At 71.5% G+C, this 18,999-nt stretch carries 21 protein-coding genes; 12 read left to right on the top strand and 9 right to left on the bottom strand.

Annotated features, from left to right (window positions below):
* Nucleotides 1-83: 83 nt before the first annotated feature.
* The gene (locus ABD086_RS21385) at nucleotides 84-623 is read left to right on the top strand and encodes a hypothetical protein (RefSeq protein WP_343909990.1); all 540 of its coding nucleotides are present in this window, start codon (nucleotides 84-86) and stop codon (nucleotides 621-623) included.
* Between the two features lie 27 nt (nucleotides 624-650).
* Here the strand turns inward: ABD086_RS21385 and ABD086_RS21380 are convergent, their stop codons facing one another.
* Genes ABD086_RS21380 through ABD086_RS21365 form a run of 4 tightly spaced genes read right to left on the bottom strand, consistent with a single transcriptional unit; the run spans nucleotide 651 to nucleotide 4,327 of the window.
* A complete protein-coding gene (locus ABD086_RS21380) occupies nucleotides 651-1,106 on the bottom strand; it encodes a M1 family aminopeptidase (protein ID WP_343910003.1) in 456 nt (151 codons plus the stop codon).
* Nucleotides 1,103-1,840, bottom strand: coding sequence for an MgtC/SapB family protein (locus ABD086_RS21375; RefSeq protein ID WP_343909988.1), 738 nt, complete (start codon nucleotides 1,838-1,840; stop codon nucleotides 1,103-1,105). The genes ABD086_RS21380 and ABD086_RS21375 overlap by 4 nt, the downstream gene beginning before the upstream one ends.
* Before the next feature lie 47 nt (nucleotides 1,841-1,887).
* The gene (locus ABD086_RS21370) at nucleotides 1,888-3,321 is read right to left on the bottom strand and encodes a M1 family metallopeptidase (protein WP_343909986.1); all 1,434 of its coding nucleotides are present in this window, start codon (nucleotides 3,319-3,321) and stop codon (nucleotides 1,888-1,890) included.
* A 19-nt stretch (nucleotides 3,322-3,340) separates the two neighbouring features.
* Nucleotides 3,341-4,327 (bottom strand): LLM class F420-dependent oxidoreductase, encoded by a 987-nt coding sequence (locus ABD086_RS21365; RefSeq protein ID WP_343909984.1) that lies wholly within the window; start codon nucleotides 4,325-4,327, stop codon nucleotides 3,341-3,343.
* 42 nt (nucleotides 4,328-4,369) lie between these two features.
* On the opposite strand from ABD086_RS21365, the gene ABD086_RS21360 reads away from it, so the two are divergent.
* The gene (locus ABD086_RS21360) at nucleotides 4,370-4,873 is read left to right on the top strand and encodes a mycothiol transferase (RefSeq protein WP_343909982.1); all 504 of its coding nucleotides are present in this window, start codon (nucleotides 4,370-4,372) and stop codon (nucleotides 4,871-4,873) included.
* Here ABD086_RS21360 and ABD086_RS21355 read toward each other — a convergent pair.
* A complete protein-coding gene (locus tag ABD086_RS21355) occupies nucleotides 4,859-6,124 on the bottom strand; it encodes an MFS transporter (protein ID WP_343909980.1) in 1,266 nt (421 codons plus the stop codon). The two genes, ABD086_RS21360 and ABD086_RS21355, sit on opposite strands and share 15 nt — an antisense overlap.
* Before the next feature lie 149 nt (nucleotides 6,125-6,273).
* Between ABD086_RS21355 and ABD086_RS21350 the strand changes: the two genes are divergently transcribed.
* Nucleotides 6,274-6,597 carry a YciI family protein gene (locus ABD086_RS21350; RefSeq protein ID WP_343909978.1) on the top strand — a complete coding sequence of 108 codons (324 nt, stop codon included), beginning with the start codon at nucleotides 6,274-6,276 and terminating at the stop codon, nucleotides 6,595-6,597.
* A gap of 20 nt (nucleotides 6,598-6,617) precedes the next feature.
* Here the strand turns inward: ABD086_RS21350 and ABD086_RS21345 are convergent, their stop codons facing one another.
* Genes ABD086_RS21345 through ABD086_RS21335 form a run of 3 tightly spaced genes read right to left on the bottom strand, consistent with a single transcriptional unit; the run spans nucleotide 6,618 to nucleotide 8,655 of the window.
* On the bottom strand, nucleotides 6,618-7,640 hold the full coding sequence (locus tag ABD086_RS21345; RefSeq protein WP_343909976.1) for a glycoside hydrolase family 6 protein: 1,023 nt from the start codon (nucleotides 7,638-7,640) through the stop codon (nucleotides 6,618-6,620).
* Between the two features lie 4 nt (nucleotides 7,641-7,644).
* The gene (locus tag ABD086_RS21340; protein ID WP_343909974.1) at nucleotides 7,645-8,238 is read right to left on the bottom strand and encodes a maleylpyruvate isomerase family mycothiol-dependent enzyme; all 594 of its coding nucleotides are present in this window, start codon (nucleotides 8,236-8,238) and stop codon (nucleotides 7,645-7,647) included.
* Nucleotides 8,239-8,274: 36 nt separating this feature from the next.
* Entirely contained in the window at nucleotides 8,275-8,655 is a 381-nt protein-coding gene (locus ABD086_RS21335) for a VOC family protein (RefSeq protein WP_343909972.1), read from the bottom strand.
* A 113-nt stretch (nucleotides 8,656-8,768) separates the two neighbouring features.
* Between ABD086_RS21335 and ABD086_RS21330 the strand changes: the two genes are divergently transcribed.
* The 7 genes from ABD086_RS21330 (at nucleotide 8,769) to ABD086_RS21300 (ending at nucleotide 16,098) form a co-directional block, all read left to right on the top strand.
* The gene (locus ABD086_RS21330) at nucleotides 8,769-9,125 is read left to right on the top strand and encodes a YciI family protein (RefSeq protein ID WP_343909970.1); all 357 of its coding nucleotides are present in this window, start codon (nucleotides 8,769-8,771) and stop codon (nucleotides 9,123-9,125) included.
* The gene (locus ABD086_RS21325; protein WP_343909968.1) at nucleotides 9,122-10,339 is read left to right on the top strand and encodes an RNA polymerase sigma factor; all 1,218 of its coding nucleotides are present in this window, start codon (nucleotides 9,122-9,124) and stop codon (nucleotides 10,337-10,339) included. The genes ABD086_RS21330 and ABD086_RS21325 overlap by 4 nt, the downstream gene beginning before the upstream one ends.
* Nucleotides 10,336-12,252 (top strand): M3 family metallopeptidase, encoded by a 1,917-nt coding sequence (locus ABD086_RS21320; protein WP_343909966.1) that lies wholly within the window; start codon nucleotides 10,336-10,338, stop codon nucleotides 12,250-12,252. Before ABD086_RS21325 ends, ABD086_RS21320 begins: the two co-directional genes overlap by 4 nt.
* Before the next feature lie 180 nt (nucleotides 12,253-12,432).
* Entirely contained in the window at nucleotides 12,433-13,128 is a 696-nt protein-coding gene (locus ABD086_RS21315) for a PadR family transcriptional regulator (RefSeq protein WP_343909964.1), read from the top strand.
* Nucleotides 13,128-13,526, top strand: coding sequence for a DUF1707 SHOCT-like domain-containing protein (locus tag ABD086_RS21310; RefSeq protein WP_343909962.1), 399 nt, complete (start codon nucleotides 13,128-13,130; stop codon nucleotides 13,524-13,526). Before ABD086_RS21315 ends, ABD086_RS21310 begins: the two co-directional genes overlap by 1 nt.
* Before the next feature lie 138 nt (nucleotides 13,527-13,664).
* Complete coding sequence (locus ABD086_RS21305) at nucleotides 13,665-14,741, top strand: hypothetical protein (RefSeq protein ID WP_343909960.1); 1,077 nt, start codon at nucleotides 13,665-13,667, stop codon at nucleotides 14,739-14,741.
* 310 nt (nucleotides 14,742-15,051) lie between these two features.
* Nucleotides 15,052-16,098, top strand: a complete 1,047-nt coding sequence (locus ABD086_RS21300; RefSeq protein WP_343909958.1) for a hypothetical protein — start codon at nucleotides 15,052-15,054, stop codon at nucleotides 16,096-16,098.
* Nucleotides 16,099-16,224: 126 nt separating this feature from the next.
* On the opposite strand, the gene ABD086_RS21295 is transcribed toward ABD086_RS21300, so the two are convergent.
* Complete coding sequence (locus tag ABD086_RS21295; RefSeq protein ID WP_343909956.1) at nucleotides 16,225-17,022, bottom strand: hypothetical protein; 798 nt, start codon at nucleotides 17,020-17,022, stop codon at nucleotides 16,225-16,227.
* Between the two features lie 61 nt (nucleotides 17,023-17,083).
* On the opposite strand from ABD086_RS21295, the gene ABD086_RS21290 reads away from it, so the two are divergent.
* Both ABD086_RS21290 and mctP read left to right on the top strand, forming a co-directional pair.
* Nucleotides 17,084-17,344, top strand: coding sequence for a DUF3311 domain-containing protein (locus tag ABD086_RS21290; protein ID WP_343909954.1), 261 nt, complete (start codon nucleotides 17,084-17,086; stop codon nucleotides 17,342-17,344).
* A complete protein-coding gene (mctP, locus tag ABD086_RS21285; protein WP_343909952.1) occupies nucleotides 17,341-18,987 on the top strand; it encodes a monocarboxylate uptake permease MctP in 1,647 nt (548 codons plus the stop codon). The genes ABD086_RS21290 and mctP overlap by 4 nt, the downstream gene beginning before the upstream one ends.
* Nucleotides 18,988-18,999 lie beyond the last annotated feature (12 nt).

Below are 18,999 nucleotides of genomic sequence, written 5' to 3'. Positions count from 1 at the left end.
CCGCGCCCACGACCCGAAGTACCGCACCACCTACCACCCCAACGGCGACGTCACCTTCCACAGGCGGACGTGACGAAGCGGGCATGGAACGTCCGTGCGAGCTGATGCGTCGTACGGTCATGCGCATCCACGTGGCGGCCGTCGTCGGCCTGGTCGCCGCCTCATCGGTCGCCGGTTGTACCTCCCCGGACGGCGACGCTGGCGCGACCTCGGTTCGCAGTGAGCCCACGTCGTCGCGCACCGCGACGCCCTCCTTGGCACCGGCGTCCCTCGGGCGGATGGAGATCGACCAGCGGACCTACCTGCCCGGCGACGAGCTGAGTGTGCGCTGGCCGGGTCAGCAGCTCCGGGGGATCGCCTACTCCCTCGACGCCTGGACGGGGACCGCCTGGAGGACCAGGTACTACATCGCCGCCGTGACGCCGGGGTACCGAGCCAACCACGACCCGACGTGGTGGGATGCCGATGGGACGGGTAGGGGCTGGGTGGACATCGGCGTCGGCGGAGCCGGGCCGGACATCGCGGTCGTTCCGGACACTGCAGGTCCTGGCGGCTACCGGCTCTGCACCGCCAACTCGCCGAAGCAGAGTTGCGCCCTGCTCACCGTCGGGGCAGCGCGGTAGCCGTGCGACAGCGCCCTCGCCTTGGGCCTACCGAGGCGGCCAGGTCCGCGAGTTCAGCCAGTCCTTGAAGAACGGGTCGAGGTTCTTGTGGCTGATCTTCTCGGCGAGGGCGATGAAGCCGGCACGGTCGACGTTGGTGTCGAGCCGGGACTGCGGCCACTGGCGGACGAGCTTCCAGAAGCGGCGCTCGCCGATCTTCTTGCTGAGGGTGTCGTACATCAGCGCGGTGCAGTAGTACGGGCAGGCCTGGGCGAAGGTGTCCTTGTCGTAGTTGCCCGGCCCGCCGTCCTGGGCGCGGGCGACCTTGTTGTAGTACCGGAAGTACCGGAGCCACGCGCGCCACGTCGCCATCCCGTGGTCGACCGTCCACTTCGCCTCGAGGTACATGGCCATGCCCTCGTTCAGCCAGAGGTCTCGCCAGTCCGACGGGGTGACGGTGTCGCTGTACCACTGGTGCGCGACACCGGGGGCAGGGCCGCCTATTCCCGGTTCACGTTGACGTCCTCTGCCTCCACGCCCAGGACCCCGTCCAAGTCCGTAAGGGCGGCGGCCAGATCCGCCACGGCGCCGCGACCTTGGACCTCCAGGCGCACGGTGACGACGGCCGGGGACGCCTCGTCGATCTCGCCCAGGGCCGGGCGACGTCGCGAGCTGAGGTGATGGACCGCGAAGCCCAGGCGGGTGCAGACAGCGAGGATCTCGCGCAGGACTCCCTCGCCGTCGCGGTAGTCGATGTGCAGCGCGCTCGGCGCAGTGGGGGACCGCGGCAGCCGGCGCACGACCGCGGTGTAGCCCGGGACGGCCACGAAGAACAGGCCGGTCGCCAGCACGGCGAGCAACGGCAACCCGGCGCCCGCGGCCATCCCGATGGCCGCGGTCAACCAGATCGAGGCCGCCGTGGTCAGCCCGCTGACGGCGTCGCGGCGTACGAAGATCAGTCCGCCTCCGATGAAGCCGATGCCGGAGACGATCTGGGCGGCCACCCGTGACGGGTCCAGCGTGACGTTGTCGCCCAGCACGTCGGAGAAGCCGTACTTCGACACCAGGACGAACAGCGCGGCGCCCACCCCCACCAGGGTGTGGGTGCGGAGCCCGGCGCTCTTCTGGCGGTACTCGCGTTCAGCCCCGACGAGGGACGACAGCACGAACGCCAGCCCCAGCTCCGCGACTTGCGGCCAGCCCTGGCCGACCGGCTCCCAGAACTCGTGGACGGACATACCGCCCCACCTTAGGACGAACGCCCGGCGGGGTCAGCCGTCGTGCCCTACCGAGGCGGCCAGGTCCGCGAGTTCAGCCAGTCCTTGAAGAACGGGTCGAGGTTCTTGTGGCTGATCTTCTCGGCGAGGGCGATGAAGCCGGCGCGGTCGACGTTGGTGTCGAGCCGGGACTGCGGCCACTGGCGGACGAGCTTCCAGAAGCGGCGCTCGCCGATCTTCCTGCTGAGGGTGTCGTACATCAGCGCGGTGCAGTAGTACGGGCAGGCCTGGGCGAAGGTGTCCTTGTCGTAGTTGCCCGGCCCGCCGTCCTGGGCGCGGGCGACCTTGTTGTAGTACCGGAAGTACCGGAGCCACGCGCGCCACGTCGCCATCCCGTGGTCGACCGTCCACTTCGCCTCGAGGTACATGGCCATGCCCTCGTTCAGCCAGAGGTCTCGCCAGTCCGACGGGGTGACGGTGTCGCCGTACCACTGGTGTGCGAGCTCGTGGAGCATCACCTCGCGCGGGTCCTGGCGGGGGTTGTTCCATGTCTTCCGGCCGAACGTCACCAGGGTCTGGGTCTCCATCGCCGAGTCGCCCGGGACGACGACGACGCCGGCGCTCTCGAAGGGGTACGGGCCGAGCTTGGACTCGAGCCAGCGCAGGTCGGCGGGCACGTGCCGGAGCATCTTCAGGTACGGCGCCGCCGTCCCGCGGGGGAGCCAGTAGTTGAGGGGCAGTCCGTGCGGGCCGGTGGCCTTCTTGTGGACGTACGGGCCGACGGCCAGCGTCGTCAGGTACGTCGCCACCGGGTGCGCCAGGTGGAACCGGGTGACGGTCTTCGTCGCCGTCCGGCTCGTGCTGACCAGGCGGCCGTTGCTCACGCCGACCCAGTCGCGCGGTGCCGCGATGGTGAGGTCGAACAGCGCCTTGTCCGAGGGCTGGTCGTTCGACGGGAACCAGGTGAACGCACCGAACGGCTCCTGCATCGTGCGCAGCTGGCCGTCCTTGGTGACGCTCATGCCGACGGTGGGCTCGTCGCTGCGGCTGGTCGGCGCCTTCACCGGGCGCGGCTTGCCGCGGTACTGCACGGTCACGTCGTACCGCTGGTCGGCGACGACCGGATGCTCGACGCGGAGGACCGCGTTGCGGTGCATGGCCGGGACGGGGACGCCGTCGACCTCCACGCGGCGGACGTCCATGGTCCTGCCGAGGTCGAGCTGGAAGGCCGTGTCGTCCGCAGTCGCCCGCAACGTGATGTCGGCCGTGCCGGACAGGATCTCCTTGCGGCGGTTCCAGGCCAGGTCGAGGCCGTAGTGGAGGACGTCGATCCCGGGGTCGCCGTGCTCCGGGTAGTAGCTGTCCTCCTGCGGCGTCGACAGGCCGCCGTCGTACGGCGAGGCCACGGCCGCCGGGCTCAGCCCGAGGGCCGCGACGACCCCGGCGACGAACAGCACCGCTGTGCCGACGCCGCAGAGCAGGACTCCGTGCCGCTGTCTCATCGCCACCCGAGCGTAGGCCTCACGGCGCTGCGGCGCGCAGCTTCTCCAGCAGCGGGCCGGCGGCCTCCTCGAGGAACCGGTCCTGGCCCTCGTCGCCGATCTGCACCATCGCGATGTCGGTGAAGCCGGCCTTCCAGTACGCCGAGACGGCCTCGACGATCTTGTCGAGGTCGGGTCCGCACGGGATCGACTCGGCGACGTCCTCGGGCCGCACGAACTGGGTCGCGCCGGCGAAGCCGGCCGGGGTCGGCAGGTCGGCGTTGACCTGCCAGCCGCCGGCGAACCAGCGGAACTGCTCGTGCGCCTTCTTGATCGCGGTGTCCTCGTCGGGGTCCCAACAGATCGGGATCTGCCCGATGGCGCGGGCCTCGGCGCCGATCTTCTTGGCTCCGTCGACGGCGTTCCAGCCCTCGACCAGCGACGACTCGGGCTCGACGCCGATCAGGTGGTCGCCGAGCGGGGCGAGCGCCTCGATCGCGCGGTCGCCGCCGACGGCGATCCCGAGGTCGACGCCCTCGTCGGGGACGTCCCAGATCCGGGCGGAGTCGACCTGGTAGTACTCGCCGCGGTGGTCGACGAGCTCGCCGGTGTGCAGCGCGCGGATGATCTCGATCGCCTCGGCCAGCATCGCCTGGCGATCCTGGAGGGCCGGCCAGCCCTCACCGACCACGTGCTCGTTGAGGTTCTCGCCGCTGCCGAGGCCGAGCGTGAACCGGCCGTCGGCGAGGATCTGCAGGGTCGCGGACTTCTGCGCCACGACCGCGGGGTGGTAGCGCATCGTCGGGCAGGTCACGTACGTCATCAGGCCCACCCGGGACGTCGCCTGCGCGACCGCGCCGAGCACGGTCCAGGCGTACGGCGCGTGGCCCTGCTCGGTCAGCCACGGCGAGTAGTGGTCGCTCGAGACCTCGAAGTCGAAGCCGACCTCCTCCGCGGCGACCGCGTACCGGACCAGCTCGCGGGGCCCGCTCTGCTCGGTCATCAGCGTGTACCCGAAGTTCGTCATGGGGCCGGAGTACCCATTCACCGGCGGCGTAACGTCGGGCCCATGACCCCCGCTGACGTCTACATCGACTTCTTCGAGCGCGTCCTCGAGAACGGCGTCGCCGTGGTCGGCGGCCTGGACGACGACACGCTCGCCCACCGGCCGACCCCCGACGCCAACTCCATCGCCTGGCTGGTGTGGCACGCCGCCCGCGTCCAGGACGCCCAGATCGCCGACGTGGCCGGCACCGAGCAGGTCTGGTTCACCGAGGGCTGGGTGGATCGCTTCGGCCTGGACCTGGACCCGAACGACCACGGCTACGGCCACACCAGCGAGCAGGTCGGCAAGGTCCGGGCGAGCGGCGAGCTGCTGGCCGACTACCTGCGGGCCTGCCACGAGGCGACGGTCGCCTACCTGCGGACGCTGTCCGACTTCGACCTCGACCGGATCGTCGACGAGCGCTGGGACCCGCCGGTCAGCCTCGGCGTCCGGCTGGTCAGCATCGCCGACGACGACGCGCAGCACGTCGGGCAGGCGGCCTATCTGCGCGGGCTACTGGACGCCTGACACCGACCGGGTGACCCGGTAGCGGACGAAGGACGGTACGGCGATCGCCGCCGCGACCGTCCCGATCACGACGAGGATGCCGCCGCCGGCGGCGGCCGCGGCGGTGCCGACCATGGCGGCGCTGGCGCCGTGCACGACGTCCGCGATCCGCGGGCCGCCGGCGACCACGACGATGAACACGCCCTGGAGCCGGCCGCGCACCGCGTCGGTCGCGGCGGTCTGCAGCATCGACGTGCGGAACGCCGCGGACGCCATGTCGGCCGCGCCGCCGATCACCAGCATCAGCAGCGCGATCCCGAGCATCACCTGCTGCCAACGGTCGGCGAGCCCGACGGCGAGGCCGAACCCGGTCATCGCCACGCCCCACACCACGATGCAGACGATCACGGCGTACCCCTGCCGCTCGACGCGGGACACCCAGCCGGAGAACACCCCGCCGATGACCGCGCCCGCGGGGATCGCCGCGAACAGCAGCGCGAACACCAGGCCGCCCTCGTCCGGGCCGCCGAAGGACACGTGCGCGATCTCCGGGAACAGCGCCCGCGGCATGCCGAAGACCATCGCGATCAGGTCGACCACGAACGACATCAGCAGCACCGGGTGGCCCTTGAGGTAGGTGAATCCCTCGATCACCGAGCGCAGGCCGGGCGTGCCCTTCGCGGCGTCCTCGACCGGCAGCCGCGGCAGCCGGACCACCGCGCTCAGCGTCGCGAACAGCGTGACCGTGTCGATGAGGTACAGCCACTCGAAGCCGAGCACCGGGATCAGCACGCCGGCGACCAGCGGCCCCCCGATCGCGCCGGCCTGGAAGATCGTCATGTTGAGCGAGTTCGCCGCGGGCAGCAGCTCGGGCGGCAGCAGCCGCGGCAGCACCGCGCTCCGGGTCGGCTGGTTGACCGCGAAGAACGCCTGCTGCACCGAGAACAGCCCGAGCAGCAGCCACACGTTGGTGTTGCCCATCGCGGCCTGCAGCCAGAAGAGCGCGCTGGTGCCGATCAGCCCGAGCGTCGTGCAGATCAGCATCGTGCGCCGGTCGAACACGTCGGCGAGCGCGCCGCCCCACAGCCCGAACACGATGAGCGGCACCAGGCCGAACAGCCCGGTCAGGCCGACGTACGCCGACGAGCCGGTCACCTGGTAGATCTGGGCCGGCACCGCCACGACCGTCAGCTGCGCGCCGACCACCGTGACGATGTTGGCCAGCCACAACCGCCGGAAGTGCTCGTCGCGCAGCGGTCGGGTGTCGGCCACCAGAGCCCGGAGTCTGCGCACGATCACCGAACCTAACCCGGTGGCGGGATCTTCCCGGGCGTCGGGTGTCGAATGGACCCGGGCCCGTTCGTAGCGGGGGTGAGAGGCCGCCCGCGAGGGGCGGCCCCCGGCCACAGGAGATGATCCGCATGCAGTACCTGATCACCGTGATCGACAACCGCACCGCGTCCGGCACCCAGGAGGAGTTCGACGCCGTCGACGCGTTCAACGAGCAGTTGAGGGCGGGCGGTCACTGGGTGTTCGCGGGCGGGCTCGCCGCGCCCGAGACCGCGACGGTCATCGACAACCGGGACGACAAGGGGCTGTTCACCGACGGGCCGTTCGCGGAGACCAAGGAGTGGGCGGCCGGCTTCTGGGTCTTCGAGGCCGCCGACCTGGACGAGGCGCTCAAGCTCGCGGCCGCGGGCTCGAAGGCGTGCAACCGCAAGGTCGAGGTGCGCCCGTTCCTGTGACTCTGTGAGCCGGCGAGCGGCTACGGGCAGTACGGCTGCTCGGACGGGCGGTCGAGCAGCCGGTCGGCGAGCATGTCGCACCACTGCCCGGACGGGCCGCCGCCGTTGACCTGGCCGTCGGACTCGCCGGGGTGCTTGACCCAGAGCTTGCCGTCGAAGGCCCCGTCGAAGACCAGCCGCGGCGGCTTGCCGAGCCGCGCCCAGGTCGGGTTGATGACGTCGTACCCACTGCCGTCCGGCGGCCGGGCCCCGTTGCGCGAGGTGTCGATGACGTAGCGCTTGCCCTTGACGCCGAGCTTGCGCAAGCCGCTGAGCATCTTCGCGGCGTAGGCCTTCTCATCGGCGGTTGGGCGGAAGTTGGAGACGTTGGTGCTGAAGCCGCGGTCGTACGCGATGCCGGCCTTCTGGAGGAACCTCGGCCGGTCGTCGTACGGCGTCCAGTTCGAGTGCCCGGCGTCCAGGTAGACCCACGCGCCGGTCCCGCTGAGCTTGCGGGAGGCGTACCGGAGCATGCCCAGCCAGCCGTCGGGCTTGGTCGGGCAGGCCTGCACCGAGCTGCTGAACAGCGGCAGCGCGTCGGGCTCGAGGATCACCAGCGCGTGCGTGCCGCCGAGCCCCTTCGCGACCTGGTTGATCCAGCCGCGGTACTGAGCCGCGGTCTGGAGCGGGTTGCCCGAGGAGTACTGGCCGCAGTCGCGGCCCGGGATGCCGTAGATCGTCAGCACCGGGGTCTTGCGCGCGTTCGCGGCGTCGCCGGTGTACTCCTCGACCTTGCTCTTCACGGACGAGGTGTCGTACGCCTCCGGGATCACCCAGAAGGCCTGGGCGTTCGAGCCGATCCTGGTGCGGTAGACCCCGCCCTGCTGGTACGCCGGCATCTTCGGGTCCACGAACAGCCCGAGCCGCTTGCGCGGGTCGGGCTTGACCGCCGGGCTCCGGTCGGCGTGCTCGGCCTGCGCGGTCGGCGCGACGAGGCCCACGGCGCCCATCGCGAGGGCGGCCAGCAGCGCGGCGGCGCGCAGGGTGAACGTCCGAGGGAGCACCCGTTCAGGGTACGGGCTGATCGTCCTCGCGGGGGCCGAAGATACAGAGCTCGTCCAGCTGCTCCGGGGACAGCGGCAGGCCCCAGGCCTGCATCTGGGTGCGGGAGCGGCGGGAGAAGATCGCGCGGAACAGCTCGTACGGGTCGACGTCCTCCGGGACGCCGGCGGTGCCGAACTTCATCGCCGCGACGCCGGCCAGCACCGGCGACCACAACCGCTCCGGCAGCGGCCCGAGGCCGAGCGCCTCGTGCAGGTCGGCGTGGTGGACGGCGACGTCCCAGACGATCGCCGGGCGCGGGCTGTCGACGGCCGACTCGGCGACCGCGTCCTGGTGCGACTGCAGCTCCTCGACCAGGTCGGCCACCGGCAGCTCGTAGCGCTCGCCGACGTGCCGCGCGGTCCACTCCGGCCCGGGCGCCCCGTCCGTCCGGCCGGTCACCGCGTCCGCCGCGCCGCCGGCGAGGTGGGCGAGCACGTCGCGCACCGTCCAGGCCGGGGTCCCGGGCACGGTCGTGGCCAGCTGCTCGTCGGTCAGGTCCCCGGCCAGCGCGGAGACGGAGGCGACGTTGTCGCGGTAGAGCGCACCCCAGTCCGTCATGTCAGGACTCTAGTGCGGGGCGGTCGGTGCGGGCGGTCAGTGCACCGGCTCGAACAGGCAGAACGGGTGCCCGGCCGGGTCGATCATCACGCGGACGTCGTCCTGGGGCTGGTACGCCGCCAGCCCGGCGCCGAGCGCCTGGGCCCGGGCGACGCCGGCCTCGAGGTCGTCGACGGCGATGTCGAGGTGCGCCTGCATCTGCTGCTCGCCCGGCCCCGCCGGCCAGGTCGGCGGCACGTGCCCGTCCTCGAGCTGGAACGCGAGGCCCGTCGTACCGCTGGGTGGCTTGATGACGACCCACTCCGGATCGTCCATGCGGAGCTCCCAGCCCAGGAGCTCCCGGTAGAAGGCGGCCAGGCCGCGCGGGTCGGCGCTGCCGAGCACGGTCGAGGAGAGGCGGAAGCCGGGAGCCGACATGCGGCTCACAGTAGGCACGATGAATTTGTTTCGGGAAGGGTGTCGTATCGACGTCGCCCCGTTCGTGGAGAGGGTGACGGGCCACCCGGGCCCCCTACCCAGGAGGAATTCAGATGACCCAGTACCTGCTGTCCGTCCACCACGTGGCCGGCGAGGAGATGCCGTCGGCCCCCGAGGACATCCAGCCGATCTTCGAGGCGGTCGACCGGTTCAACCAGAAGGCGATGGACGCCGGCGTGTGGGTGTTCGCCGGTGGCCTGATGCCGATCGAGAGCGCGCGGACCGTCGACAACACGGGCGGCGAACGCGTCGTCACCGACGGCCCGTTCGCCGAGTCCAAGGAGTGGCTGGGCGGCTTCTGGATCTTCGAGCTGCCCGATCTCGACACCGCGCTCGAGTGGGCGGCCGAGGGCTCGAAGGCCTGCGCCGGCAAGGTCGAGGTGCGTCCCTTCCAGGAGGCGCCTGCGTGACGAGCGCGGACGCCGCGGTCGAGCGGATCTACCGCGAGGAGTACGGCCGGGTGGTCGCCTCGCTGGTGCGCCGCTTCGGCGACTTCGACCTCGCCGAGGAGGCGGCCGCCGAGGCCCTGCTGGTCGCGCTCGAGAGGTGGCCGGTCGACGGCGTACCGCCCAACCCGGGCGGCTGGCTGACGACGACCGCGGGCAACCGCGCGATCGACCGGATCCGCCGCGAGTCCCACCGCGACGCCAAGCACCAGGCGGCCCTGATGATGCAGGACGACACCCCTCACGAGCCGACCGGCATCGTCGAGGACGACCGGCTGCGGCTGATCTTCACCTGCTGCCACCCCGCGCTCGCACCCGAGGCGCGGGTGGCGCTGACCCTGCGGCTGCTCGGCGGGCTGACCGTCCCCGAGATCGCGCAGGCGTTCCTCGTGCCCGAGACGACGATGGCGCAACGGATCACCCGGGCCAAGAAGAAGATCGCCGCGGCGAGGATCCCGTACCGGGTGCCCGGCCCCGACGACCTCACCGCGCGGCTGGGCGGGGTGCTCGCGGTCGTGTACCTCGTCTTCAACGAGGGCTACCTGGCCAGCTCCGGCGAGCACTCGATCCGCGAGGACCTCACGGCCGAGGCGATCCGGCTCGGCCGGATCCTGCGCCAGCTGCTGCCCGACCAGCCCGAGGTCGCCGGGCTGCTCGCGCTGATGCTGCTCACCGAGGCGCGGCGGACGACCCGGGTCGACGCGAACGGCGAGCTCGTCCCGCTGCGCGACCAGGACCGCGGCGGCTGGGACCGCGAGCTGATCGCCGAGGGGCATGCGCTGGTCCAGGAGTGCCTCTCCCTCGGGCGCCCGGGGCAGTACCAGCTGCTCGCCGCGATCAACGCCGTGCACACCGACGCCCCGGACGCGGCGGCGACCGACTGGGGCCAGATCGCGCAGCTCTACGACCTGCTGTACGCCGTCACGCCCTCACCGATCGTCGCGCTGAACCGGGCGGTCGCGATCGCCGAGCTCGACGGCCCCGAGGTGGCGCTGGCGGAGGTCGACCGGCTCGACCTCGGGACGTACCACGCGTGGCACGCGACCCGCGCCGACCTGCTGCGCCGGCTCGGACGGAGCGCCGAGGCGCGGGCGGCGTACGACGCCGCGATGGCCGCCACCGAGAACCCCGCCGAGCGGGCCTACCTCGCCCGGAGGCGTGGCAGTCTGGCGCCATGACCGCCCCGGCGCCGCTCTCCCTCCCCTCGGCCGACGACGCGCAGGAGTGGGTCGCCGCCCGCACGCGGCACGGGCTGGCCGCCGCGCGCGAGCTGGCCGAGGGCCTGCGGGCCGACCCGCCGGCGGCGACGATCGACCTGCTGCGGCAGTGGGACGAGGTGTCGCGACACCTCTCGAACGTCGCGGCGGCGGGCTCCCTGCTCGCGAACGTCCACCCGCTCGAGGACGCGCGCACCACCAGCGAGCAGGCCGAGGTCGAGGTGGACCGGTACGTCACCGAGCTGAAGCAGGACCGCCGGCTCTACGAGGTGTTCGCCGCCGCCTCGCCGGACGGTCTCGACCCGGTGGCCGCGCGGCTGCTGACGAAGACGCTCGACGACTTCCGCCGGGCCGGCGTGGACCTCGACGACGAGACCCGGGCGCGGCTGGCACGGATCAACGAGCGGCTGACCGAGGTCGGCCAGGAGTTCGGCCGCAACATCCGCGACGACGTCCGCACCGTCCGGGTGACGCCGGACCGGCTGGCCGGGATGCCGCAGGACTGGCTCGACGCACACCCCGCCGGCGACGACGGCCTGGTCACCGTGACCACCGACTACCCCGACTCGGTCCCGGTCCGGATGTTCGCCCACGACGCCGCGGTGCGCCGGGAGGTCACCGTGGCGTTCCTCCAGCGGGGCTGGCCGCAGAACGAGCCGTTGCTGCACGAGCTGTTCGCGCTGCGCGAGGAGCTGGCCACGCTGGTGGGGTACGCCGACTGGGCGTCGTACGACGCCGACGTGAAGATGATCAAGAAGGGGCCGGCGATCCCCGAGTTCATCGACCGGATCGCCGACGCCGCCGCCGAGCCGATGCGGCGCGACCTGGAGCTGCTGCTGGAGCGCTACCGCCGCGACGTACCGGACGCGGCCTCGATCGACTCGGCCGACGCCCTGTACTACGAGGAGCTGGTCCGCCAGGAGCGGCACGACGTCGACGCGCAGCAGGTGCGCACCTACTTCGACTTCGCGCGGGTCCGGCAGGGACTGCTCGACGTCACGTCGCGGCTGTTCGGGATCTCGTACGACGCCGTCCCCGACGCCGTCGTCTGGCACGACGACGTGACGGCGTACGACGTCCTGCGCGACGGCGCCCGGATCGGGCGGATCTACCTGGACCTGCACCCGCGGGAGGGCAAGTACAAGCACGCCGCGCAGTTCACGCTCGCCGACGGGCTGGCGGGGCGGCAGCTCGCCGAGGGCGTGCTGGTCTGCAACTTCAGCCGCGGGCTGATGGAGCACGACCACGTGGTGACGCTGTTCCACGAGTTCGGGCACCTGGTGCACCACGTGCTCGCCGGGGCGGGGGAGTGGACGCGGTTCTCCGGTGTCGCGACCGAGTGGGACTTCGTGGAGGCGCCCAGCCAGATGCTCGAGGAGTGGGCGTGGGACGCGGACGTGCTGCGAACCTTCGCCGTCTCGCCCTCCGGCTCGCCGATCCCGGCGGACCTGGTCGAGCGGATGCGCGCCGCCGACGACTTCGGGAAGGGCTACCAGGCGCGGACCCAGATGTTCTACGCCGCGATGTCCTACTGGTTCCACACCTCCCGGCCCGACGACCTCACCGCCGCGATGCGCGAGCTGCAGGAGCGGTACTCGCCGTTCGCGTACATCGACGGGACCCACATGTTCGCCAGCTTCGGCCACCTGTCCGGCTACTCGTCGGCGTACTACACCTACATGTGGTCGCTGGTCATCGCGAAGGACCTGTTCTCGGCCTTCGACCCGGCCGACCTCTTCGACCCCGTGGTCGCGGGTCGCTACCGCGACCGCGTGCTCGCCCCCGGCGGCTCCCGGGACGCCGCCGACCTGGTCGCCGACTTCCTCGGCCGGCCGTACACCTTCGACGCGTACGCCGCCTGGCTGGCGCGGTGAGGGCCGTCGGTTTCGGCGGCTGACAGCCGAAACCCGCACGACACGCCGGCTCCCTGCGGCGTGTCGTGCGGGAATCGGCTGCTGACAGCCGAACCCCCTTGCCGCACCACCCCGCCCGGCGTACGGTCGCGATATATCGCGAAACAGTTGCGATACTCGGATCACGGAGGGAGTCCGGCGATGGGACACCGAGGGTTCGGGCGGCAGTGGGCCGCCCACGTGGAGCAGGAGTGGCAGCAGCACCGCCGCGGGGGCAGCTGGGGCGGCCCGCCGTGGGGCGGGTGGGGACCGCACGGCTTCGGCCGGCCGGGCAACCCGGGCCCGCCGCCGTGGGTCGCGGGGCTGTTCGGCCTGGCCCAGGGCGATCGCCAGCGCGGGCCGCGGGTGCGGCGGGGCGACGTCCGGTCCGCGATCCTGGACGTGGTCCGCACCGCGCAGTGGAACGGCGAGGACATCAACGGCTACCAGGTCATCCAGCAGATCGCCGAGCGCAGCAACGGCGCCTGGCGGCCCAGCCCCGGGTCGGTCTACCCGACCATCCAGCAGCTCGAGGACGAGGGCCTGGTCGCGACGGCGGACACCAACGGCCGGCGCAGCCTGCGCCTGACCGACGCCGGCAGCGAGTACGTCGACGCGCACGCCGACGAGCTCGCGGCCGTCTGGGCGCCGTTCGAGGAGCCCGAGCGCGAGGACGACGGCGGCGGCATGCCCGAGCTGCGTCCGGAGATCGGGCAGGTGATGGGCGCGGTCTGGCAGATCGTCACCACCGGCAGCGACCAGCAGCGCCGCGCGGCCGTCGACATCCTGGTCGAGACCCGCCGCAAGCTGTACGGCGTGCTGGCCGACGGCGACCCCGAGCAGCCCGAGGACGCGTGATGGACGACCAGCTGCGGATCAGCGACGCCGAGCGCGAGGCGGCCGCCGCCGAGCTCGGCGAGCACTACGCGCAGGGCCGGCTCACCCCCGAGGAGCACGCGGAGCGGCTGGACCGGATCTGGGCCAGCCGCACCCGGGGCGAGCTCGCGCCGGTCTTCCGCGACCTCCCCGGCCGCTACGGCCCGGTCGCGCCGCGGGCCGAGCGCCGCCGGCCGGCGTCCTGGGCACCGGGCCCGCCGTTCCGCCACGGCATGCCGGGCCCGGTGCTCGCCGTCCTGGCCGTGCTGCTGGTCCTGACCGTCGTCACCCACCTGCCGCTGATCCTGGCCGGCGTGCTGGTGCTGCTGTTCGTCTCGGCGCGTCGCCGCCGCTGCCACTGGTCCAGATCGGCGCGGTAGACCACTGTTGTAGACCACCTTCTCGACGTCGAGAGGGCCGCCTAGCCTGCTCGCACCCGGGCTGGGGGGGCCGGTGAGGAACGTTCTCGGGATCCGTGCTCACGCCCCATTTCCTGTCACTGCAAGGAGATCGTCCTCATGACGGCTCAGTCCCGTTATCGGATCGCGGCCGCCCTCGGAGCGTTGATCGCTCCGTTGGCCCTGGTCGCCACCACGTCCGCACCGGCGGACGCGGGCACCTCGTCGCACAAGCACCAGATCTACGAGTACAAGGTCGAGAAGTACATCCGGCTGGCCGGCGTCGGCACCGACACCGTCGGTGACTCGCCGACCCAGACGCTCAGCTGCGACCCCGGCGACATCGTGCTCGACGGCATGTGGAGCATCAAGAACGTCGACCAGTACAACCCGCCGCCGCCGGACCCGGACGGGCCCCCGACGACGACGGGTGGCGTCTACAACGACGCGCGCGACGTGTACGTGGTGTCGTCGTACCCCGACCAGTTCGACCCGCGCCGCTGGAACTTCGAGTTCGACAACCGGGCCTACGGCGACGCCCAGGTGAAGCTCTTCCTCACCTGCATCCGGTCCTTCACCGAGTACACGAACTCCCACCGGCACGACATCAAGGTGCGGAACGTCGCGCCGATCCAGGCGTTCACCGCCCCGCACGCGACCTACACCGACCGCTACGTCTACGACCGCGGAGCCGTCTGCACGGCCGACGAGATGTTCGTGGCCCCGGGGTTCGACCTGACCGGCCTGGCCGACCACCGGCTCGTCGCCACCTACCCGACCAACTCCGGTCGCGGCTGGGAGTGGGAGTTCGGCGCCTCGGCGCCGGCGGCGGCCCCGTGGTTCTACGGCAAGTGCATCGAGCGCCGGGTGTTCGACGGCGCGACGCCGCGGCACTCGGTCGGGATGAAGCACATGCCGAGCGCGAGCTTCGCGTCCGGCTTCACGGTGTCCGTCCCGCTGGGCGACCAGCAGGAGTCGCGGTACTCCTGCGACCAGGACGACAACAGCCTGCACGGCTACAAGGCGATGGTCGGCTGGTTCTGGATGGGCAACCACTGGGACGACAGCTGGTACCTCGGCATGGAGCCGCGGCCCAAGACCCGGGCCTACGTGTTCTGGAACTTCAACGGCACGCCGGCCCAGGCGAAGATCGGCACGCTGTGCATCAACAGCCGGACGTCGTTCCCGCTCCCGTAGTGGAACCGCTTCCGGGCATCCACTCGTGAGCCGAGTCCTGAGCCCGTCCCGACGACCGGGGCGGGCTCAGGCCTTCCCGGACCCCCGCCGGGCGGGACCGCACCAGACAGGAGTGCGCGTCCCGTCCGGCGGGCTGCCTCCGGTCCAGACCGCTGGACCAGACCGCTGGCGTAGACCAGCGGCGTAGACCATGTACGCGCCGCCCGCGAGCGGACCTAGCCTGGCTGGTACCGGGCTGGGGGGACCGGCGGAACGCTCTCGGGGCACGTGCTCACGCCCTATTTCCTGTCAATGCAAGGAGATCGTCGTCATGACGGCTCGAAACCGGTCCCGAACCTTCCTCGTCGGTGCCGCCGTTGCCGCCCTGCTCGCGCCGCTGGCCATCGTGGCCGCGTTCGCGAGCCCGGCGTCGGCAGCACCGGGCAAGCCGCACGAGGTCTACATCTACAAGGTCGAGAAGCACGTGACCATGTCCGGGGAGTTCCCGGACCAGTACCTGCACGACCACGTGTTCTGCGACCCGGGCGACATCGCCCTGGACGGCATGTGGCGTGTCGACCACGTCGACCAGGCCCAGCCGCCCGAGTTCGTCGGCGACGAGCGGGACGTCGTGTTCACGGCGTCGTACGGCGACACGGCCGACCAGTCGAAGTGGCACTTCCGGGCCCACAACTACGCCGACGGCGACGCGCAGATCAAGCTGTTCGCGACCTGCATCCGGGGCTCGGTGGAGCAGGCCTACGGCCACACGCACGGCATCGTGGTTCGCAACCTGCCCGTCGATTCGACGAACACCGCCCTGCCGGTCGACACCGACCCGGCCTTCGGTGCGAACGAGTGGGACTTCAACGGGAGCTGCAACTCCACCGAGCTCGCCGTCGCGCCGGGGTTCAACTTCAGTGGTGACGACTTCCGGGTGCGCGAGTACCGCAGCTGGCTGTCGCCCGACTACCTCAGCTGGCACTGGGCCTTCCTCGTCCAGGACCCGGGCGCGGATGTCTCGTTGTATCTGAAGTGCCTGCAGATCAAGACCGCCACCACCAACGGACACGCCCACAACCTGTTCTGGTCCTGGCGCCCGGACGGCTTCAACGGCTTCCACGGCAACCTGACGTCCGGCAACCGCGAGTACCGCCTCAACTGTGACGACAACCCGGGTGGTGCCAGCTACCAGGACTACAAGGCCGCGGTCGGCGCCTTCTGGCTCACCAACCCGTGGCACACCTGGTTCATGGGGATGGACCCGAGGCCCAAGCAGCGCGCGTTCCGCTTCTGGTGGGACGGCTCGGGCAGCAGCGACTACTACCTCGCCGCGCTGTGCATCCGCGCCCGGACCGGCAAGCAGGTCGCGCCCTGACGGGCTGACCCGGTCGTGAGCTGAACGCCTGAGCCCGTCCCCTCACCGGGGCGGGCTCCGGCGTTCCCGAGCCCCCCACCGGGTGGGAACGCGCCAGACAGGAGTGCGGGTCCCGCCCGGTGGGGCCTACGCCTGCCCCGGCGCCCCCGTCGCCGCTGCTCGCGACAGCAGCTCGTCCAGCCATGCGAAGCAGGCCGCGGTCAGCTCGGTGAGCGGCGCCGCGCCCGGCAGCAGCGCGTAGACCCGGTCGGCGGCGTCGGCGGGCAGGTCGGTGCGCAGGTAGCGCAGCCCGTAGTCGTGCCGCCACGGACAGTGCTCGATCCGCAGCAGCTGCACGACGACGCCCAGGCCGAACCGCAGGTAGAGCGCGGTGGCCTCGGGGAGCTGCCCGCGGGCGACCGCGCGGTTCACCAGCCACTCGGCCGTGGCCCGCCGCTGCCGCGCCTGCTCGACGGCCTCCGCGATCGCCTGCTCTATCGCCTCCCGGTCGTCGTGACGCAGCACCAGCCGGCCGTCCGGATCGTGCAGCACGATCGGCGTGCCGTGCCGGCGTACGTCGAGGTGCCGGTGGCCGTCGGTGAGGTCGGAGAAGTGCAGGTCGAGGATCATCGTCGGCTTCTCGAGCGCGCCGGGCCGCCGCTGGAGGTTCACGAAGCACTGCCGGCCGTCCGGCCAGGTCGTCAGCGGCAGCTCCCACACGTGGTCGACGTCGAAGCGCTCCCGGCTCCGGGCGACCAGCCGGTCGTGGACCGCGGAGGTCGTGCCCGGCGTGCACAGCAGGTCGACGTCCAGGTCCGACCACTGGTCCCAGCCTCCGGTGGCCGCGGAGCCGCCCACCCAGATCACGTGCAGGTCCGGGTCGGTCTCGCCCTGCTCGCGCAGGAAGGCCAGCCAGTCGTCGTACCGGGAGAGGTCGGGTTCCATGCGCGTCATTCTGCGGGCGATTGGGTACGCACAGAGGGTCCTTTTCTCGGGAGGTAACCGAATGACGTCACGAGCACGGTGGGGCCTGATCGGCCTGCTCCTCGCCCCCGCTGTCGTGCTGCCGCTGTGGGTCTCGCTCTACGATCGGGAGGACCCGAAGCTCTTCGACTTCCCGTTCTTCTTCTGGTTCCAGTTCGCGCTCATCCTCGTCGCGGTCTGCCTGACGGTGCCGGCCTTCCTGCTCTCCCAGGGCGCCGACCGGCTGGACCGGCAGCGCCACGGCCTGCCGGCGGACCCGCCCGGCGAGGAGGTCGACCGGTGATCGGCCACGTGAACGGCGTCGTCTTCGGCGTCTTCGTCTTCCTGTTCCTGCTGGTCACCGTGCTCGGGTTCGCCGCGGCCCGGTGGCGCCGCGCGGAGAGCATGGACTCGCTCGACGAGTGGGGCCTGGGCGGCCGCGGCTTCGGCACCTTCATCGCCTGGTTCCTCATCGGCGGCGACGTCTACACCGCGTACACGTTCATCGCCGTGCCCGCGACCCTGTACGCCGGCTCCGCGGTCGGCTTCTTCGCGGTGCCGTACACGATCGTGGTCTACCCGCTGATCTTCCTGTTCCTCCCGCGGCTCTGGTCGGTCAGCCACCGGCACGGCTACGTCACCCCGGCCGACTTCGTGCAGGGCCGCTACGACAGCCGCCCGCTGGCGCTCGCGGTGGCGCTCACCGGCATCCTCGCGACGATGCCCTACATCGCGCTGCAGCTGGTCGGCATGCAGGTGGTGCTCCAGGTGATGGGCATCGGCGCCGACGAGACGAGCAACTGGTTCGTCAAGGACCTGCCGCTGTTCGTCGCGTTCGTCGTGCTGGCCGCGTACACCTACTCCAGCGGCCTGCGCGCGCCCGCGCTGATCGCGTTCGTCAAGGACACGCTGATCTACCTGGTGATCCTGGTCGCCGTCTTCTACATCCCCTCGCAGGTCGGCGGCTGGGGCCACATCTTCTCGACGGTGAGCGACTCGTTCGCCACCTTCAACACGGAGAACGCGGACGCGATCGCGGCCGGCGACGCGGCGCCCAAGGCGATGATGCCGCCGCCGGCGGCCCAGTGGGCCTACGCCTCGCTCGCGCTCGGGTCCGCGCTGGCGCTGTTCATGTACCCGCACTCGGTGACCGGGGTGCTGTCCACGCGGAGCCGGTCGGTGATCCGCCGGAACGCCGCGCTGCTCCCGGCGTACACCTTCCTGCTGGGGCTGCTCGCGCTGCTGGGCTTCGTGGCGATCGCCGCGGGCGTGAAGGTCGACAACCCGCAGCAGTCGGTGCCCCAGCTGTTCGAGGAGCAGTTCAGCCCGTGGTTCGCGGGGGTCGCGTTCGCGGCGATCGTGATCGGCGCGCTGGTGCCCGCGGCGATCATGTCGATCGCGGCCGCGAACCTGTGGACCCGCAACGTCTACAAGGCGTTCCTCAACCGCAACGCCACCCACGCAGAGGAGGCGAGGCAGAGCAAGGTCGCCTCGCTGCTGGTGAAGTTCGGCGCGCTGGTGTTCGTGCTCGCGCTGTCGAAGGACTTCGCGATCAACCTCCAGCTGCTCGGCGGCGTGTGGGTCCTGCAGACGCTGCCCGCGATCGTGATCGGCCTCTACACGCGGTGGATGCACCGGTGGGCGCTGTTCGCCGGGTGGGCGGTCGGGATGGCGTGGGGCACCTGGCTCGCGTACGGCGTCGCGTCCCCGGTGCAGCAGCACTTCGGCGGCCCGCTGGTGAACTTCCCCGGCACCGAGACGAAGTTCTACATCGCGTTGCTGGCGCTCCTGCTCAACCTGCTGGTCGCCGCGGTGCTGACCGTGGCGTTCCGCGCGATGGGCATCGCCGAGGGCGCGGACCAGACGTCGCCGCAGGACTACCACGTGGACGCCGGCGACGCCGGCGTCGACCCGGAGCTGGACGCGGAGGCGCCGGTCCACGCCTGATCCTCCGGCGTG

The sequence above is a fragment of the Nocardioides aquiterrae genome (assembly GCF_039526625.1).
Lineage (GTDB): Bacteria > Actinomycetota > Actinomycetes > Propionibacteriales > Nocardioidaceae > Nocardioides > Nocardioides aquiterrae.
The sequence above is the reverse complement of the archived record's forward strand: the minus strand, read 5'-3'. Positions and strand labels throughout refer to the sequence as shown.

Excerpts from the sequence above, each read along its gene's own strand:
- ABD086_RS21385 (WP_343909990.1), top strand. The coding sequence starts at position 84 with ATGGAACGTCCGTGCGAGCTGATGCGTCGTACGGTCATGCGCATCCAC.
- ABD086_RS21375 (WP_343909988.1), bottom strand. The coding sequence starts at position 1,840 with ATGTCCGTCCACGAGTTCTGGGAGCCGGTCGGCCAGGGCTGGCCGCAA.
- ABD086_RS21370 (WP_343909986.1), bottom strand. The coding sequence starts at position 3,321 with ATGAGACAGCGGCACGGAGTCCTGCTCTGCGGCGTCGGCACAGCGGTG.
- ABD086_RS21365 (WP_343909984.1), bottom strand. The coding sequence starts at position 4,327 with ATGACGAACTTCGGGTACACGCTGATGACCGAGCAGAGCGGGCCCCGC.
- ABD086_RS21360 (WP_343909982.1), top strand. The coding sequence starts at position 4,370 with ATGACCCCCGCTGACGTCTACATCGACTTCTTCGAGCGCGTCCTCGAG.
- ABD086_RS21350 (WP_343909978.1), top strand. The coding sequence starts at position 6,274 with ATGCAGTACCTGATCACCGTGATCGACAACCGCACCGCGTCCGGCACC.
- ABD086_RS21340 (WP_343909974.1), bottom strand. The coding sequence starts at position 8,238 with ATGACGGACTGGGGTGCGCTCTACCGCGACAACGTCGCCTCCGTCTCC.
- ABD086_RS21335 (WP_343909972.1), bottom strand. The coding sequence starts at position 8,655 with ATGTCGGCTCCCGGCTTCCGCCTCTCCTCGACCGTGCTCGGCAGCGCC.
- ABD086_RS21330 (WP_343909970.1), top strand. The coding sequence starts at position 8,769 with ATGACCCAGTACCTGCTGTCCGTCCACCACGTGGCCGGCGAGGAGATG.
- ABD086_RS21320 (WP_343909966.1), top strand. The coding sequence starts at position 10,336 with ATGACCGCCCCGGCGCCGCTCTCCCTCCCCTCGGCCGACGACGCGCAG.
- ABD086_RS21315 (WP_343909964.1), top strand. The coding sequence starts at position 12,433 with ATGGGACACCGAGGGTTCGGGCGGCAGTGGGCCGCCCACGTGGAGCAG.
- ABD086_RS21310 (WP_343909962.1), top strand. The coding sequence starts at position 13,128 with ATGGACGACCAGCTGCGGATCAGCGACGCCGAGCGCGAGGCGGCCGCC.
- ABD086_RS21305 (WP_343909960.1), top strand. The coding sequence starts at position 13,665 with ATGACGGCTCAGTCCCGTTATCGGATCGCGGCCGCCCTCGGAGCGTTG.
- ABD086_RS21300 (WP_343909958.1), top strand. The coding sequence starts at position 15,052 with ATGACGGCTCGAAACCGGTCCCGAACCTTCCTCGTCGGTGCCGCCGTT.
- ABD086_RS21295 (WP_343909956.1), bottom strand. The coding sequence starts at position 17,022 with ATGGAACCCGACCTCTCCCGGTACGACGACTGGCTGGCCTTCCTGCGC.
- ABD086_RS21290 (WP_343909954.1), top strand. The coding sequence starts at position 17,084 with ATGACGTCACGAGCACGGTGGGGCCTGATCGGCCTGCTCCTCGCCCCC.